General features: G+C 34.2%; 17 protein-coding genes. 9 read left to right on the top strand and 8 right to left on the bottom strand.

Annotated features, from left to right (window positions below):
- The first annotated feature begins 157 nt into the window (after positions 1-157).
- Positions 158-1,603: a glycoside hydrolase family 140 protein gene (locus AC6CHH_RS15435; RefSeq protein ID WP_498284482.1), complete on the top strand. Its 1,446-nt coding sequence runs from the start codon at positions 158-160 to the stop codon at positions 1,601-1,603.
- A 34-nt stretch (positions 1,604-1,637) separates the two neighbouring features.
- Here AC6CHH_RS15435 and AC6CHH_RS15430 read toward each other — a convergent pair whose 3' ends face one another.
- Positions 1,638-1,940, bottom strand: a complete 303-nt coding sequence (locus AC6CHH_RS15430) for a putative quinol monooxygenase (RefSeq protein ID WP_498284480.1) — start codon at positions 1,938-1,940, stop codon at positions 1,638-1,640.
- Between the two features lie 9 nt (positions 1,941-1,949).
- Positions 1,950-2,369, bottom strand: coding sequence for a DUF6157 family protein (locus AC6CHH_RS15425; protein WP_498284478.1), 420 nt, complete (start codon positions 2,367-2,369; stop codon positions 1,950-1,952).
- 496 nt (positions 2,370-2,865) lie between these two features.
- Between AC6CHH_RS15425 and AC6CHH_RS15420 the strand changes: the two genes are divergently transcribed.
- Positions 2,866-3,393: a DUF2975 domain-containing protein gene (locus AC6CHH_RS15420; RefSeq protein ID WP_498284476.1), complete on the top strand. Its 528-nt coding sequence runs from the start codon at positions 2,866-2,868 to the stop codon at positions 3,391-3,393.
- Positions 3,394-3,396: 3 nt separating this feature from the next.
- Positions 3,397-3,603 (top strand): helix-turn-helix domain-containing protein, encoded by a 207-nt coding sequence (locus AC6CHH_RS15415; protein WP_498284474.1) that lies wholly within the window; start codon positions 3,397-3,399, stop codon positions 3,601-3,603.
- 87 nt (positions 3,604-3,690) lie between these two features.
- On the opposite strand, the gene AC6CHH_RS15410 is transcribed toward AC6CHH_RS15415, so the two are convergent.
- The gene (locus tag AC6CHH_RS15410) at positions 3,691-4,221 is read right to left on the bottom strand and encodes a glycosyl-4,4'-diaponeurosporenoate acyltransferase CrtO family protein (protein WP_498284472.1); all 531 of its coding nucleotides are present in this window, start codon (positions 4,219-4,221) and stop codon (positions 3,691-3,693) included.
- 6 nt (positions 4,222-4,227) lie between these two features.
- The gene (locus AC6CHH_RS15405) at positions 4,228-4,536 is read right to left on the bottom strand and encodes a helix-hairpin-helix domain-containing protein (RefSeq protein WP_498284470.1); all 309 of its coding nucleotides are present in this window, start codon (positions 4,534-4,536) and stop codon (positions 4,228-4,230) included.
- Between the two features lie 642 nt (positions 4,537-5,178).
- On the opposite strand from AC6CHH_RS15405, the gene AC6CHH_RS15400 reads away from it, so the two are divergent.
- The 4 genes from AC6CHH_RS15400 to AC6CHH_RS15385 all read left to right on the top strand — a co-directional run bounded on the left by AC6CHH_RS15400 (position 5,179) and on the right by AC6CHH_RS15385 (position 11,977).
- Positions 5,179-6,036, top strand: coding sequence for a GLPGLI family protein (locus tag AC6CHH_RS15400; RefSeq protein WP_498284468.1), 858 nt, complete (start codon positions 5,179-5,181; stop codon positions 6,034-6,036).
- On the top strand, positions 6,033-8,687 hold the full coding sequence (locus AC6CHH_RS15395) for a hypothetical protein (protein ID WP_498284466.1): 2,655 nt from the start codon (positions 6,033-6,035) through the stop codon (positions 8,685-8,687). The genes AC6CHH_RS15400 and AC6CHH_RS15395 overlap by 4 nt, the downstream gene beginning before the upstream one ends.
- A gap of 61 nt (positions 8,688-8,748) precedes the next feature.
- Positions 8,749-9,138, top strand: coding sequence for a DUF1304 domain-containing protein (locus tag AC6CHH_RS15390; RefSeq protein ID WP_498284464.1), 390 nt, complete (start codon positions 8,749-8,751; stop codon positions 9,136-9,138).
- 466 nt (positions 9,139-9,604) lie between these two features.
- Complete coding sequence (locus AC6CHH_RS15385) at positions 9,605-11,977, top strand: ABC transporter permease (RefSeq protein WP_498284462.1); 2,373 nt, start codon at positions 9,605-9,607, stop codon at positions 11,975-11,977.
- Between the two features lie 77 nt (positions 11,978-12,054).
- Here the strand turns inward: AC6CHH_RS15385 and AC6CHH_RS15380 are convergent, their stop codons facing one another.
- The gene (locus AC6CHH_RS15380) at positions 12,055-12,711 is read right to left on the bottom strand and encodes a hypothetical protein (protein ID WP_498284460.1); all 657 of its coding nucleotides are present in this window, start codon (positions 12,709-12,711) and stop codon (positions 12,055-12,057) included.
- A 501-nt stretch (positions 12,712-13,212) separates the two neighbouring features.
- On the opposite strand from AC6CHH_RS15380, the gene AC6CHH_RS15375 reads away from it, so the two are divergent.
- Entirely contained in the window at positions 13,213-14,493 is a 1,281-nt protein-coding gene (locus AC6CHH_RS15375; protein WP_498284459.1) for a Gfo/Idh/MocA family protein, read from the top strand.
- A gap of 145 nt (positions 14,494-14,638) precedes the next feature.
- On the opposite strand, the gene AC6CHH_RS15370 is transcribed toward AC6CHH_RS15375, so the two are convergent.
- Together AC6CHH_RS15370 and AC6CHH_RS15365 are read right to left on the bottom strand one after the other, a co-directional pair.
- Entirely contained in the window at positions 14,639-15,253 is a 615-nt protein-coding gene (locus AC6CHH_RS15370; RefSeq protein WP_498284458.1) for a hypothetical protein, read from the bottom strand.
- A 259-nt stretch (positions 15,254-15,512) separates the two neighbouring features.
- The gene (locus AC6CHH_RS15365) at positions 15,513-16,430 is read right to left on the bottom strand and encodes a diacylglycerol/lipid kinase family protein (RefSeq protein WP_498284457.1); all 918 of its coding nucleotides are present in this window, start codon (positions 16,428-16,430) and stop codon (positions 15,513-15,515) included.
- 72 nt (positions 16,431-16,502) lie between these two features.
- Here AC6CHH_RS15365 and surE point away from each other — a divergent pair, with 72 nt between their 5' ends.
- A complete protein-coding gene (gene surE, locus AC6CHH_RS15360; protein ID WP_498284455.1) occupies positions 16,503-17,228 on the top strand; it encodes a 5'/3'-nucleotidase SurE in 726 nt (241 codons plus the stop codon).
- Positions 17,229-17,386: 158 nt separating this feature from the next.
- Here the strand turns inward: surE and AC6CHH_RS15355 are convergent, their stop codons facing one another.
- The gene (locus AC6CHH_RS15355) at positions 17,387-17,932 is read right to left on the bottom strand and encodes a lipocalin family protein (RefSeq protein ID WP_498284454.1); all 546 of its coding nucleotides are present in this window, start codon (positions 17,930-17,932) and stop codon (positions 17,387-17,389) included.
- Positions 17,933-18,050 lie beyond the last annotated feature (118 nt).

Raw genomic sequence — 18,050 nt, 5'->3', positions numbered from 1 at the left:
TACACGGATGGAGACTGGAATAAGACTTTGGTAACAAAGCATAAGTCTGCGAAACCCCAAGCCCATTTGTCTTTAGCAAACGGGTAGTCGTTCACATAAAGTAGTAATAATTAATTAGTATCAGTTTGATAACTGATATAAACTTAAATGAAGTGGCATGATCAAAAATATTCTATTTTCGATAACTTATATGATTGTTGTCGGCGTTCTAATTTTAGGTTCTGTTGATAGAAGTTTTGCCCAAGAGAAATTTGAGAAAAAAAATAGGTGGAATCACGGCCAATTGCAAATAAGCAGCAATGGACATTTTTTTAAATACGAGGATGGGACACCTTTTTTTTGGCTGGGAGACACTGCTTGGGAACTTTTTAATCGCTTGAAGAAGGAAGAAATTCTTCACTATCTTGATAACCGTAAAAGTAAGGGATTTAATGTTATTCAAGCTGTTATATTAGCCAATACAGACCGCCCGTTTGTAGCCAACCAGTACGGAGATGTTCCGTTATTCGAGAATAATCCAGACTTACCAAATGATGCTTATTTTGAATTAATTGATTGGACGCTTGAACAGGCACTTAAAAGAAATCTGTTTATTGGATTACTGCCTACCTGGGGAGATAAAGTTCTTAAACTATGGAGTAAGGGGGATGAAATATTTGATGAAGATAACGCCTTCAGGTATGGTGAATATTTGGGGAAGAGGTACCGTAAATATCCAAACATCATTTGGATAACAGGTGGGGATCGTCCAGCGGCGTTAGATTCAGTTGACAAACGTCCGATTTGGGAGGCCATGATAAAGGGCATTCGTTCTGGCTCAAATAATAAGGGATTGATTACCTATCATCCCTGGGGTGAGGGTTCTTCTACACAATTTTGGAATGAGTCCAGTCCCCTAGATTTTAATATGATTCAGTCGGGACACAGACGTGCTGATCTTCCTGTTGATCTTTGGGTGAAACGTGATTTTAATCTAATTCCATCCAAACCAGTTTTAGATGCCGAGGCGACTTATGAAGATCATCCTATCAATTGGCAGGTTACCAATGGTTATTTTCGCGCATACGATGTTCGAAAGCAACTGTACAGGTCTGTTTTTTCAGGAGCATGCGGCGTCACCTATGGCCATCAGGCAGTGTGGCAATTTTATAGTGAAAGGGTTGAAAAAATTGTTGAGCCGGATCGATACTGGCATGAGGCTTTGGACCGACCAGGTGCTTTTCAGGCTGGGTATCTGAAGGATCTCATACTTTCTCGACCCAGTTTGAATAGAGTTTCTGATGGAACTATTCTCATGGATACAGTATTAGCTGGGTCTAGTTATCCAGTAGCTTTTGGGGATGAGCAAGGGCATTTCCTAATGGTTTACCTCCCCACGGGAGGCGAAATTTCCATTAACGGAAGGAAAATACAAGCAGAAAAGTTGCAGACGTGGTGGTTCTCTCCCAAATCCGGCTCTGTCATCAATGCAGGGGTAGTATCTAACAAGTCCATATTAAATTTTATTGCGCCAGGCTATGGGCCAGGTGAGGATTGGGTCCTAGTTCTTGATGATTCACGCTTGAAACTTGATGCCCCAGGCAAAAAATCGTATATCCAGTGATAAATTGAACAATATAAGTTAACAGCTCGAAAATTTATGTTCCAACGCCGCCTAAAACTTCAAGTTCTTGTCCTTTGATTGGTGGGGCATTTAAAATTGGCATTACTTTCTTTATTAATTCGCTCACTCCTTCGACTTTTAAGGAATCGTCATGCTCTTCTTTACTATTCCAAATTTCTGTAACGTATACTGAATTTATGTCATTTGGATCTTTACTTATTGTATAAAGTTTGCAACCTTTTACTTGTGCAACAAGCTCGGAAGCACGAAGTAGGATATTAGCCAATTCGTTGTCATATCCGGCTTTTGCTGTTAATTTACCGTGAAGTAGATACATTTTCTTTAATTATTTTTTAGAGCTTCGCATTGCTTTTACTTTCTCTATTTTTGGATCATCCAAAAACTTTTGATATTCGTCTGTTTCAATTCCGAAAATGGCTATTTTTCCGTTATTATCACTATGAACGCCAAAACCATAGGTTTTTGTCAACGGTGATGCCCTTAAACAAGCTTGTCCTTTTGAAAAAAACTGCTCCCTCGCTTGCTTAAATTCTGATTGGTTTAACTCATTCCGGTCTGCGAAAACCTCAAATAATATATCATCAGAAGTGTATGAATAGGGATTTTTAGTAATCAAATCAAACTGCATTTCAGCTATTGTTCTTTTGTCCCCTCTGGATGGTGGAGGTTTGCTTCCAAAAGTTGCCTTAGTATCTTGCGAGGCTTCGATAAAGGTGCTATAATAATTTGTTGTGTGAATTTTCATTTTTTAAAAGTTCTACATTCCATAGAAATAAGTCTATATTTTATGATGATAACTAAGGTTTATTACCCTTTTTTATTATTCCGCGTATAGAATTTCATGATTATTTGCAATAAATGTTAAGTGTCCATAACGGTTTAAAAAACAAGCCAAACTTGAAAAACAAATAAATAACAAAACGGACTTTTAGCATAATCGCTTACATATTGTTAACTTAAAATTAGTAAATTTTTGGAAATCAACAAAGTAAGTGCTCTTATTTGGTAACTAGGGATTACGAAGCTTGAATTAATGAGCGATCTCATTTAAAATCAACAATAGATAAAATGACATCCTATAACCTATAGTTGTGAAAACTAATGAAGTAAAGAACTGTATCATTGTTGTATTTTTTGAATTTCAATCGAAAATAGTAGGTTTTCTTATTTATCGAATAATATTATTTGTTTATCAATAAATATTTATTGATATTTGTTTTTGTAAATTAAATTATCGAACAATGGAAAAATCAAATTCAACTGTACTGAAAGCAATGAACATCCTTTTTTGGATAGCATTCATTGGATTATGTATCAAGACTGGAGCAATCTTGATTTCATTCTCTATAAGTCTATTTGTTAATCCCGCCGGAGCAAAGGATTTATTTCTGGGACTAAACCTTTTTGAGCTGTATTCATTTAACAAGTGGAACTATATTTCTATAGTTTCTTTACTGATTGTACTTATCGGCTTAAAAGCATTCATCGCTTATTTGGTTGTCAAGATCTTTTTGAAATTTAAATTATCTAAGCCATTTAGTAAGAACCTGACAGATTTGTTTTTACGGATTAGCTATGTATCCTTAGGTGCAGCTGGCCTTGCTTTAATAGCTAATGCGTATTCTAATTGGATTGCGAAGAAAGGGGTAGTTATTCCGATAGATTGGAGTGGTAGCGAAATTTTATTTTTTGCAGGTGTCATTTACTTGTTAGCTCTTGTATTTAAAAAAGGAACAGAATTACAAACTGAAAATGATTTAACGGTATAATCAATGGCAATTGTAGTAAACTTAGATGTTGTGATGGCAAAACGTAAAATGTCACTCAATGAACTCTCCGATAAAGTAGGTTTAACTTTATCCAATTTATCCATACTTAAGACGGGTAAAGCAAAAGCAATTCGTTTCAGCACTTTGGAAGCACTTTGTAAAATATTGGAATGCCAACCAGGTGATATACTTGAATTTGTGAATGAGTAAAAGTGATATTTGTGTGATTTCCTTTCAAGGATTGACTTTACTGAATTAGATTTGTAATTAGGTCAGCGTTTATGAACCGATTTTAAATCACTTAAAATTACTGATAACCTTTTGCAGCCTTGGTCGATTATATCGTTGAACTCCAATTGGATAAATGTTTAATAATAGATTTAGTATAAGTAACCATACCGTGTGTTTAAATCCGTGATAAAACCCTACAAAAAGCGTAAGGAGGAATACTATTATGAAGATAAGTAAATGTCCGAATTCTGATTTTCTAGTGGAATACTCTAAATGAATTAGAGCCACTAAATCTTTTTTTACAGGGTTGGAGGGTTTGTTGAGTTTTTCCCAACCCACCCATACCAGAATTTTTCTAAACCCGTTAATTCCAACCCATCTATAAACCTTGCCTTCATTCTCCCATTTTTTTGTGTTATAATATCTGGATCCCAATCGCAGTTTGTAGGTCTGAGTGATATATAAGACACTTGTCATGAGCATGAAGTTTAATATCCAGGCAAATACAAAAGAATGCATTCCTTTCCAGAACCCAACGGCCACTATTGCTGCAATAACAAATAGTAGCACTAAACTAACCTTTAGAGATGAACTCATTCTTCGTTAATTTTTTTTACTTTCTTTCTTAAGAGTATAGCCTTCCGCTTGCAAGGCGTGTTTAAGAATTGGAATCGAACTTTTACCGAACCCATGCAATTGCAGTAAATCTTTTTCACTATACCTGGAGAGGCCTTCTAAAGTTAGTATTTCATTACTTTCTAATGCTCTTCTTGCAGGAGCTGCCAAAAGAGACAGAAACCCTTCTTGAGGTTTCCTGTCCTTTTCACACCTCAGACAGCTAGGGCAATCACTGCTTTTGTAATATTGATGCCCTCTCTCGCAAATTCTTAAAGTTCCTTTGTTGGTTTGCATCGTACTTGTTTTTTTATGGTGTTGTCCTATTTATAAAGTTAGTCCTTATTATAAATCTAAATATTTCAAATTTCGAAGGTAATTTAAAGTAAGTTATAATTTTCTCGCCAAGTAAAATTAATGATATTTATAATGATGTTCAACAATTTAGATGCTGATTTATAAAAAGAAAAAAGTGGAATCAATTTATTTGTTGTTTTTTTAACGTTCGATAAGGTTTAACTACTTGTTTGAAGTTAAGTTAAATGATTTTTATTCTCTCAATAGTTTGGATAATCATTCCAGTGAAAGAAAATATTTTCATATTATTTTGTATTATCAAACTGTAACTATTATATTCAAGACATATTTATAATTATAAACTAATCTGTACAAAGTATGGATTTTCGAGATTAGCTTTCAGATGGTTATTATTCTAATATAGCTACATCGCTAGCATTTTATCACGTAAATTAAATTGTTATAAAGTCATAAATTGCTAATGGATCACTTTATTTCTTTTTAAGAAGAGTTAGTGTTGACTATGTTGTTGGGACTATTGTCAGCATTATATATTATCAGAGAATTTAATAAATAATAAAGGTCTTTGCGGCTTTTTATTCTGGATGTAGTTTTATTTTAAAATTGATTAGACCGAAGATTATGATTTTTTTGGAAAAGAGAAAATGTGTTTTGTTATTGTTTATTTTTTTGTGTTTAAATTTTGTACTCTATGGACAAGGAGAAGAATTTTCGTTTGATAAACGAGTTCTTTACCAAATCACGAACTTATCCGATTCTACAGATCAGCATTCTGTTAGAAAAACAATTGCAGAACTGCTCATCAATGATAGTATTTCACTCTTTAGGACGCAAGAAAAAGGATTTAGGGATGAAGAGTACCTAAATCCACCGGCTTTCCCTATGCCAACAATAATTTCTGCAGGAGGGATCATCAATAATTCGAATTATCAGATTCTGAAAAACAATAATAGTGAGATAAAAGTATACGATGAATACTCTGGAAGTAATTTGGAAGACCTGAGCGAATTAAATTATTATACAGAAAAGATGGATCCCAGCAATTGGAAAATGACAGAGGACACAATGAGTATTTCTGGTTTTAATTGTCAAAAAGCTATACTTGAGTACGGTGGGAGAATTTGGGAAGCATATTTTACAACTGAAATTCCTATTGCTCACGGACCCTATAAGTTTTGTGGTCTTCCAGGTTTGATCGTGAAAATTAGTGATGCATCCCAATCTTGGACCTTCGATCTGTTGGAAATAAAAGACATCAATCAGATCATTCCAATAAACAAGAAAAAAAGTTTAAAGATTAAAAAAACAACAAAAGAGGAATTGTATCGCGCAAGACGAAAGTACCAAAAGAACCTAATTCAAATAGGTCAGTCAAGTGGAGAGAACTATGACGATCAAAATGTTGAGAAAGCAAAGCAGATCAAGGAGAGGATAAGGAAAGATAACAATTGGATCGAACTTTATCCTCAGGGATCTTGAATATTATACGCGTTTATCTATTTATTACAGGATTTTTAATGTTCCTCTCCTTAGGAACATCTGCGCAATCGGTCATCTCAGGTAAATTACTTGATGAACAAACTAAACCGATTTCAAATGTATCTATCAGCTATAGAAAAATCGGAAGTCCGGTTATTCTCGGGTTTTCAAAATCCAGACAAGATGGTACTTATCGTCTCGATATTAAGGTGAATGATGTGGATAGTGTGCAGCTAGAATTTAGTCACATTGGTTATGCAAGGCGCACCGTAATTGTTTTGAATAAGACAGCCCAATATTCTTATAGCATGCAACCTCGAGCGCAAGAGATTAAAGAAGTGAAAATCGCTAATATGCCGATATTTAGACGTAAAGATACGATTAACTATAGCGTAAACGCCTTTACATCGAAGAACGACCGTGTTATTGCTGATATTATAAAGAAATTACCTGGAATCGAGATTATTGGAAATCAAGTTCATTATCAGGGTAAACCCATTCAGAAATACAAAGTGAACAATATGGATCTGATGGAAGGACGTTACGGTATGATAAACAATAATCTGCCTGCAGAAGCGGTAAAGAGTGTGCAAATTATTGAAAACGACCAACCGATAAAAATATTGGATTCGCTTGTGTTCTCCGATAGGGCATCACTCAATTTAGAATTAAAGAAATTCACTTCTACAGGGACCGCTAAGATCGGTGCGGGGGTTAATCCCGCATTATGGGATTTAAACCTTACTCCGATGACTTTTGCTAAAACTTTTCAGATGCTCAATTCTTTTCAGAGTAACAATATCGGTCATGATGCCTCTAAAGATTTACGCGAATTTTATACGGGTAGCGGATTTAGCAGTAATTCTCCACTAACACCGGGACCGTCCTATATTTCACTGCGCGATGTAAACAGTCCAGGATTTGAAGAAAATAAATGGTTGGATAATAGATTGTTTCTCTTTAGTAGCAATATGTTGCAAAAACTAAAAAATGGAGAGGAATTAAAGGGTAATGTCTCCTATTATAACGATACAAGAAAAAGGAGTGGATTCACTGCCACACAATATTTCGCCAGGGATGAGGTGATTTACAATACGGAAGAAATAGACAATCGTTTTCGAATCAATGTATTCAATGCTGGTGTATTAATTGAAAAGAATCATAAAAAAATCTTTCTGAGGAACAGCTTGAAATACCAAAAACGTTGGGATAGCGATAAAGGTGACCTGATGTTTAATGGAGACAATCCTATCACGCAGCATCGCAGATATGCGGATGAGATCTTACAAAACTCACTCTCGTTAGCTCGTCTTATTGGCAAGCAGCTTGTAAATGTCCATTCTACGGTTGAATGGAGGCAAACTCCGCAAAGTTTGATTGTACTACCAGGTCAATTTGAGAACCTATTGAATAATGGATTACCTATTCAGGAGATGTCTCAGAGAGTATTGTACAATGCATTTCAGTGGGATAACAAGCTTAGTTTTATGAAAAAGTATCATAAGTGGGTGTTTTCTCCCTCAATAGGCCTTAACTATGAACAAAATAACTTGAATACGGAAATAGGGATTCGTAACGGAAACGAAGAACGGATTTTAGGGGAGGGCTACCTGAATGCAATGAAGAATGGTCAACTGAATTTTTCTGCTGGCTTAGGTATTGCTTGGAATACCAACACATGGAAGTTACGACTTGCCTCACCCTATAATCTCCATTATTATAACGTACGGCAACAAGGTATAACGACTCTGAATAATGCCGTTCGCAATACATACAATCCGTCCTTATCAGCTACCTATATTGCTGATGCTAATAACGAATTTTTGGCTAATCTCTCCATTGGACGTGATTTTGGAGGTCTCAATAATTTTTATAACAGTTACATTATCAGCCAATATCATTCCATGCAACGTTATAATGCGCGATTGTTGCGTAACGATAATCGCTCAGCAAGGATTGGTTATAATTATAAAAATACTTTAAAAGCAAATTTTGCCAACATATCCTATTCTTATTCTCAGGGTGAAAATGATTATATATTTGATACAAGAATTGATTCAATGGGTAGGATGAATATGTCTATTGATGATCAAATCCGCGGTAATGATAGCCATAGTTTGGATGCCGGTATTTCCAGGCTTTTTTCCTCTCTTAAGACGTTGGCAAAATTGAACGCTAGTCTCCGCTGGAACCGTTCAGATTACATGCTCAATGGCAACTTGGCAAAACAATATACTCAGTATAGAGGGGGTAGTCTAGAAATTATTAACACGTCATCGAGCATGCTTTCAGGTGAATATAAAACTAGGATAGGGCAGACCAAGAGCACCTTAGCATCCGCTCGGAGAACCAATGTGTTTTTTAATAACCATTATCTCAATCTGGTTTTCTATCCAATTGGCGAACATGCTATTACGATGAATAATTCTTTATATCGGACCAATTATCCTGGACAACGAAGTCAATTTTTTATAGACGCGTCATATCGTTATACAGTTAAAAAATGGAAGATGGATTTTGAACTTGTTGCCAATAATATATTGAATAATGATCGATATGTACAACAATTTTCATCCGATATTCAATTAATTCAAACCTACTTTGAACTTCGGCCAAGACAGTTTTTGCTCTCTACTAAATTTAAGTTTTAATAAAAACATTTTATAAAACAGTATACTTATTTGAATTTTATAAACGTAAAAACTAAACTTCATGGATCAATTTATTAGCATTTTAGCAAAAGTTTTTATTGCCATAGTAGCAGCAGAACATATTTTCTTTTTATGGTTTGAGATGTTTGCCTGGGAAACTACAGGTAAGAAAGTCTTTAAAGGACAATTAGAAGAAGGTCTTTTTAAACCCACTAAAATCCTAGCTGCAAATCAAGGATTGTACAATGGTTTTCTAGCCGCAGGTTTGATTTGGAGTTTTTTCATTTCGGATAGTGTTTGGCAAAGGAATGTGTCTATATTTTTTTTAGGCTGTGTTATCATTGCCGGTATATACGGAGCATTAGTGGTTTCAAAAAAGATCTTCGTTGGACAAGCATTACCAGCTATTATTGCATTGACTCTTGTACTTCTGGCGTATATGAATCACTAAAGGGAAAATCCTTTTGTTGAGAGGATTACGCTAGATATTTTTTAAGATTTATATTCAGTGTTTGCAGAAAATTGAATTCGGGTTCAATCTTTAAGGTTGTATCTGAGTATTGGTACGCTTTTTTTAATCTGATAAAAAACGATGTTCAATAATGAACACTATTATGTTCGAAAATGGACAGGGAATCTAGTTGTGTTTCTTTAAAAAGCAGTTAAACAGTTGTTTATGTAAATGGCAGGTAAGTTGAAAAGAATAATTAGACATTAAAAATCAATTGATGCCAAGATCCTAATGTTGTGATTAAGAACTAAATAAAAATTATCTTTCATAAATAAAGAAAAAAGCAAGAACGGTATTCAGCAATATTTTTGGTTTGGGTATTGTTCGTATACTGTTATCATTTGTTAAGTACAAAATTATCTGTTCCATTTTCTTCATCCATTAATCATCCTATAAGTCCATTTCTATGATAAAAATTGATTTAAAGATATCGTTTCGAAAAATTTTAAAAGAACCATTATATAATATATTAAATGTGACCGCCTTTACTCTGAGCATGTCTATTGCTTTTTTACTAGCGATGATTATTTATAACCAATATAATTTCGATAAACACAACCGGAACAGAAATCAAATTTATAGAGTTAACACGGAGGTGAGCACATCTGGACGGGGTAGTGACGATTATGCAACATCACCAGAGATTTTGAGAGAGTTGATCGATACCAATTTTTTTAGTAAGTATATAAATTTGGTACCCTTAGTGGTTAAAATTAAAGGACATTCAAATGAATTGATAAAGGCTAACGGGTACTCTGTTAATGGTGACTATTTTTCTTTTTTTCAAATCCCATTGATTGAAGGAAATTTAAGTACTGTTTTAGCGGAACCCTCAAACGTTGCGATTTCTAAGGAATTAGCTAAAAAACTATATAAAGATGATAAAATCATAGGGAAAGAAATTTTTATTGAAAACAAAGGAAATTTTATAATTAGTGGGGTATTTGATTTAACTCAGAATAAGACACATTTGACAAACGACATTTTATTTTCAGCCTCGATAAATAGAAATTATGTTGGACTTATTGATAGCAATTTATATGCATCCGACAATTATGAATCATCCTATTTGTATGTGTTAGCTAAAAGCGATCATTTATCAAGTAAAATTGATAACGTATTTGCGAGCATTACTAAGACATATAACTCTCTTCATATTCAGAGAAAATCCACGTTAAAATTAAGTTTTTTTGGACAATCTCTTTCAGATATCTCACCGCGAAAAAATCTATTGAATGAGAATGGACAAGCAATGGGCGAGCACGTAGTTTTACTTTTTATTACTATAATTTTGGTTCTATTATCGCTGACTTTGTTTAATTACAGCAGTGTTATGACTTCCTTAGGTTTAGCTAAAAGTAAGGAGACAGGGATTCGAAAAATCCTAGGAGCATCTAAAAAACATATTATTTTTCAATATGTTTCTGAATCAGTCATCATTTCAAGTGTTTCATTCCTACTAGGTTTATTGGTATTACCATTTGTCTCTGGATTGACCGGATTTCAAAAAATTACTCTTGATTTAAAATACGACATATGGATTTTATTAATTCTCTTTCTATTCTCATTGGTAGTTGGAGTGATTGCTGGACTAATTCCTGCTTTATCGGTGTTAAAATTCAAGGAATTAGATATGTTGAATAATATTTTTCGCAATAGGGTATTTAAAGCAGGTCTCTCTTTTCGAAAAATTATCGTTGTTATACAATTTTCTGTATCCATGATTTTGATATTGTTTTCATATACTTTAGCTAAGCAATTGAATTTCATGACTAATGCCAATTACGGTTTTGATTATTCAAATACATTGAGTATTAAAGTGTCAAACGATCAGGAATATAACATTGCGCGCGATGAACTTAAAAAGCTCAAAGAGGTGAATAGCACTTCATATATATCTACAAATTTAGGTTATATGCCAACGGATATAAAAAAGGTATGGACCAATGATCCGTCAAATAAAATGGATCTATCAATCTATTATATTGATGAGAGAACAATAAAAGACCTAGGTCTAAACTTAGTCGATGGAGACAATTTTTCAAATAATCAAGCAAGCAATAGAAATTCAATTATATTAAATCAAAAGGCTTTTGACCTTTTAGAAATTTCAAAAAAACCTGGACTTGGAATTAGCGTAGATGACACAACGATGTTTAGAGTTATTGGTACGGTTAAAGATTTTCATTTCCAAAATTTTGAAAGAGCAATTTCGCCAATGGCATTTATTTACCAAACTTATTCGCAAGGTATTTTAAACTTAAAAATCCAGCCCGGAAAGATGAACTTAATTCAGGAACATTTAGAAAGCAAAGAATTCCAAAATAACGTTGGTAGAAAATTAGAAACATTAGAATGGGATGAAGTATATAGAGGAATCCAGGGACATGGGGATTCAATTTCTATAATTGTTTATCTTACAATAACCTTGGTATTGATCGCATGCCTAGGTCTAATTGCAATTTTAATCTTTTCTACCCAGCAAAGATTTAAAGAAGTTAGTATACGAAAAGTAATTGGCGCAAGTTATTTTCAAGTTTTTCAAGTTTTGACGAAAGAATATTTAGTATTGCTTTTAATTTCGTTAATAATCGGTGGTTCAATCGGATGTTTAATTTCAAATGAAATTTTAAAAGAATATCCTTATAGAATTAATTTCGATTTCTTATTCCTTTCAATTCCAGTTATATTATTCACTGCAATATGTTTGTCTATACTAACTTTGACTACATGGAAAACATGCAGAGCTAAGCCTGTAGATAATTTAAAAAACGAGTAATTAGCACAATCTGGGTGCTATAGTAGATTCGAAGAAGTTTTTTTGTAAAAAAATAGATGTTCGACATTAATTCTTTATCACAGAGTTCGTTTTTTTGTGTTTACAAAAAAGGTAAATTTCGCAATAGTAGAATTATGGGTTCTAAAAAATTGCAAATCAATTTTCTTTCTGGCTTTATTTTCAAGGGAAAACACAGAACTTCCATCTACTTCAATAGTAATAAATTCCGAACCTTGGTAAGTTACTATTTCATTTAATTTTTCTGGGTTAATTTCTGATTTAACAATTAAATTCTTGTAAACTTTCTTTAACGCCATCTCAAGGGGGATGTAAGTCGTTGTGAATTTAATGTCAAATTGATCAGAAAATATACCATGGAGCATTTCCTTTTTACTCACCATAAATCTTGGTTGACCTGAAAATTGAAATGGAAATAGGAGATTTACCACGATTTGATTACCTACTTTGTATTTCAAAATTTCGATGTCATTAGTGAATTTTGAGAAAGAAATACTTGAACTATCAATATTTTTTACGTCGTTTTTAACAGGGTCCTTCCAGGTATCTATGAGCAAAACAGAGTCAATGTTTTTTGAGGTATACTGCTTAAAAGTTTTACTATAATGAACAGTCTTTGAAATGTTGTATACAAAATATCCACAAAATAAAATGCTACATAAAATTAAAGTCATTTTTAGCATGGTGCTTTTTGCTTTTCTTTTTGAACTATTCATATTAATTTAAGTTATGCGTTAATCCGCTGAGGTAGCTCATAAATTATAATTTCGATATTTTGAAATCTATAGAGATCGGTTTAAACTCAAGTGTATTACAATCAGTTTCTTACGGTTTTCAATTAACGGAAAGTATTCGGGTCCAGTCCATTTAATGATGACCTATTTAATTTGTGTGATCCAGGGTTTTTATGAGTAACACTTAGTTAGTAAAGTAAAGATAGTTATTTTTAGTAATTAAAAGCAAAGGACTTATTTGTCGATAAAAAGCGAATTTAATCGTTTGACCATCACGATAATCACGGCCAGGATTCACTTATGCTCGCAGAATGATTTCCGTTCACAAGAGCTAGAGAGCAAGGACAATTGTTTATAAAATAATTTGTCATGGAAACTTGGATTAAAAACATTAAATTATCAGGATGTTAGCGTCCAAATCCTTCATCACACAATGGATGCGTAGACAGAATATCTGAATTTAAACCTTATATCCATTTAGAAATGAAACGAATAGAATTTCTTAAAAGTGCGGGGCTAATGGCGAGCTCTTCTTTATTTTTTGGACCGACGCATGCTGTTCAGTCAACAGTAATTAAGGTTGGACTGATCGGAGTGAATGGTATGGGATGGTCCAACTTGAATGCCATTTTAAAGGTAGATAACGTAGTTTGCACAGCCTTATGTGATGTGGATGAGAATATATTGAATAAAAGGGTAGAAGAATTATCGAGGCGTAATATTAAGGTCAATAAATATATTGAGTATAAGGAACTTCTTGAGGATACCCAAGTTGATGTCGTTATTATTGGTACCCCGGATCATTGGCATTGTTTGATTATGGTTGATGCTGTCGCCGCAGGCAAGCATGTGTATGTTGAAAAGCCATTAGGAAATTCTATCCGTGAATGTGAAATTATGGTGGCGGTAGCGCAAAAGTTCAACAAAATTGTTCAAGTTGGCCAATGGCAACGTAGTCAACAGCATTTCAGGGATGCGATAAGTTATGTACAAAGTGGTAAACTCGGCAAAATTAGGTCAGTTAAAGCTTGGGCATATCAAGGTTGGATGAAAAGCATTCCTGTAAAAGCGGACCAAGCGACACCAAATGGCGTGCATTATGATAAATGGTTAGGTCCAGCTCCAAAACGACCTTTCAACCCCAATCGTTTCCATTTTGATTTCAGATGGTTTTGGGATTATGCAGGAGGATTAATGACGGACTGGGGAGTGCATATGTTGGATTTCGCTTTGATAGGGATGAAGGTTTCTGACCCAGTTTCTATTATGGCAACCGGTGGAAAATTCGCTTACCCAGATGATGCGGCTGAGACCCCTGATTCGTTAACAGCTGTATTCGAGTTTAAAGACTTCTATCTCCAATGGGAACAGGCTACAGGAATTGATCAGGGGCCTTATGGAAAGGATCATGGCGTGTCTTTTATTGGAAATAATGGTACATTAGTGTTAAACCGAAGTGGTTGGGAAGTCATCGCTGAAAAAGGTCGTATGGAGGCTATTGATTTACAACCATCCAAAGACAATGGTTTAGAAGCCCATATGCAGAACTTTATAGCTGCTCTTCGCGCTAAGGATAAAAGCCTATTACATGCTCCGATTGAAGCAGGGGCACACATCGCAATTCTCTCCCAGATGGGGAATGTAGCTTATCGAACCGGAAAGAAATTGTACTGGGATAAACAGAAGAAAAGTTTTACGGATCAACTAGCAAACGAATACTTGACGGCAAGCTACCATAATGGTTATGAGCTACCAAAGATTTGATAATTTTTAAAAAGAAGGTATAAAAAGTAAATTGCTCAAAAAAAATTAAGTGATTTACTTTTATTTATGATGCTTCGGAATACAATGTATTAGTTATGTAATGCCACGGTTTTTAAAGCGCTGAAGTTATAGGTCTGTAGTTTAATCACGGCTTGAACTCATCATCATTTACCAAACCACTCATTAAAGACTTCCATTGAGGAAATGAAAAACCCAATTTAGCTCCAATTCCAATGAATAGATTTCGTAATTTTTCTGTGAAGTGATCCATGTCCAAATTGACAATTTCATTTCTTCCAAAATAATTTGCGTGTATTAATCTACCATCTCTTTTTATCTGAATGGTTGAGGTAGCTATCTTTGTGAAGAAATGTTTGATTTCTTCATCTAAAATTGCCTGAGGGTTTTTACTAGGTCTTAAAGTTATGGTAAGAGCTTGGAAATCCTTGTCGTTTGTTTCCTGTATATTTTCAATTTGGACAAAGTCATATCCACCTGCGCTCTGAAGTCCAGGTCCAGGAATATTGATTCTAAGGTAGTCTCCAATAGTCGGGTGTTTTTCTTTGGGTTGGCCTTTTGAGTCAAGGAGCTGAAAGCTAGCCATTGGAAGACGAGCAATATGATACCATTCATTAATGTTTAGTAACCGTTTTCTAACAATTTGATAAAATTCTTTTGCAGATTGATCGTTGTTAAATGATATGGTCTCAGAAGTATCCAATTTTTGTCCTTTTTTGTTGGAAGGAATGTTATGTGCCATAATCAATGGATAAAAAAAATAAAAAAATAGTCTTTTAATTTCTGTCTTAGAAATTTCGAAATACATTAACCTTTATTGTCCTAAATTTCATTAAATTTTCTCGAATAACGGTCAATAGGACAGTGCTTAATGTATAATAATACCTGAAATCCTTGATTGTTTTATATTTGGTTTTTTCGGGTATTTACACTTAATGAAGGCGTACGAATTCTACATTAATTTGTATCAATATAGGGGCATATATTCTTGCCTAGGAAACTTAATTAGTTTTAAAATTTGGTTTCAAAAATTCCAATAAGTTTTCATGTAGCGCCAAATTTATTGGCTTGCCGGAAGGTGAGACCAACTTATCGTCAATGTGCATGTATGTACTTTCACATTCGATTGTTAGTGATTTGGCTTTAATTGTTTTCCAGTCAAAACTCACCTGTTCGCCTTCAATGAGAAGCTTTATATAGCTGATAAAATCATTTCGCTGGTCCTGTTGCAAATAGACTACATTTACAAATCCATCATCAATCTCAGCCTTTGGTGATAAAATCAAATTGGGTCCGATCGAAGGCGTATTCATGACCTCCAGAAGAAAGCATTTTCCCTGATAAACTTGTCCATCAGCCGTTATTTTGTATCGATCCACCTTGGCTCTTAAAGCAATTTGGAGTAGTATTTTTTGCGCTTGCTTAATCTCATCATTGGAATTATTAGTTTTGTTTTTTTTCATGGTACTTATTTTTTCAATAAGCTCAGGGAAGATGCCATAACCTGCTCCTTCCAAAAAAAAGTCTTCAAATTCCATATTTCTAATTATTCCTACATTAAATTTTTGTCGATTATTTATATCCCAGTTTTTTATTAGATCCTTAACCTCGAGACTACCATCGATTCCTAATGCAATTGATAAATTATTGGCTGTTCCTTTTGGCAGTAACGCAAATGGTATATTCGTTTTCAATCCATCTTGCAATATTAACTCTTTGACGACCTGTCTGATTGTTCCATCTCCACCAGCGATGACCAAAAAATCAACTTGATTCACCTGCTCTTTCCAGTTCTTCTCCTTTTTTACAGCATAATACAAACATTGATATCCCTCTTGCTGTATTGAATTTATCAGATCTGATTTCATATGATCTTCATCTCCTGCTCCTGGGTTATGTAATAAGAGGACTTTTTTCATTGATAATTTTATTTATAAACAATTGAAGTGGAGTAATTGTTATTTTTTTAGTAATAAATATTTATAGAAACTATGAGGATATTAGTTACAAATGATGATGGTATTTATAGTCCCGGGATTGCTGCCCTTGCTAAGGTTGCTAAGAAATTTGGAGAAGTGATCATCGTCTCGCCCGATGTAGAGCAATCTTCAATGGGACATGCTGTAACGCATTCACGACCATTGAGGTATAAGAGATCGCCGTTTGAAATTACGGATGTGGATGCTTATAGGGTGAACGGTACTCCAGCTGACTGTGTAGCAATGGGGACCCATATTTGGACAGGAATTAATGTCGTGCTATCTGGCATCAATATGGGACCTAATTTAGGGAATTCTATGTGGCATTCAGGAACGTTGGCTGCAGCCAAGCAGGCTGTCTTATTTGGGATAAAAGGAATTGCTTTAAGCACACCAGTAGGAAAAACGGAGCCAGATTTTGAGTCTTTAGAACCTTTTGTCGAAGATACACTTAAACTCCTATTAGCTAACACCGAATTAGCATTGTATAATGTCAATTTTCCTGAGCATCCTACAACAATTGAATGGACAAGACAGTCTGTCCGTTTGTATGATGGTAGGATTATTCCTGGCACTGATCCAATGGGCCGTAAACATTATTGGTTTACTGTTTTACCTTTAGAACCAGCAGAACAGGGGACCGATAGATGGGCAGTGGAGAATAATAGAGTTTCAATTACTCCATTGCGATTGGATTTAACAGATGAACTTATGTTGAGAAAAAAATTAGAAGAATAAATTGGATATAATTTTGTGGCAATTTAAGTATTTAGACTATCAGGCAAAAGATATTAAAATATTTTTTGTGCCTTGGTGCAATGATGACTAGACCAACCGAATAGGGGTGTATGCGTTCCTTCAGGTTTATTTGATCGACACAACAGAGCATGGGTCGATTAATGTCTGGTCCATATTAAGCGATCCAGATTATAACCAGCTTCTTTGGCTTTGGCTAAGAATGTATCTTTTACTGACTCTGGAATTTGTTTATTTCTTGAAAGTATCCACATATAATCTGTACTTTCACCAAAAATTAGCACATTCTCATATTCCGGATCCATCATTACAACATTATATCCAGAATAGAAAGGACCAAAAAATGAAACCTTAAGCGCTCCTTTAGTTGGATCATCTCTGAATTTTGCCTTACCAATAGCTTCTTTCCATTTCCTTTTTTTGTAATCAAAGCCTTTATTTACCACCTTAACGGAATTATCAGCATTAAGACTATATTCGGCCGTTACTTGTTCTAAGTCCTTTTCAAATTTAAAATCAAATCGTGCAATTTCATACCATTTACCTGCATATAATGAAATTTCGAAATTGTCAACGGCTTCTGTTCCACCGGGTATTTTTTTATTTTTAAAGGAATTGTAGGAAAATGCTACTATTCCAAATGCACCTAACGCTCCAACGTATTTTAAGATATTTTTTCTATCCATGGTTTATCAAAAATCTTATTAATGAATAAACAGGTCGTGAAGTCTTTTGTTTCAAAGAAATTTTCGCTTCCATTGAAATTGATGTTTTGTTAGTCTATTGACAAACTATATTTCAACG

It is taken from the genome of Sphingobacterium sp. GQ94, from assembly GCF_059758715.1.
This window is presented reverse-complemented; position numbering and strand designations above follow the sequence as displayed.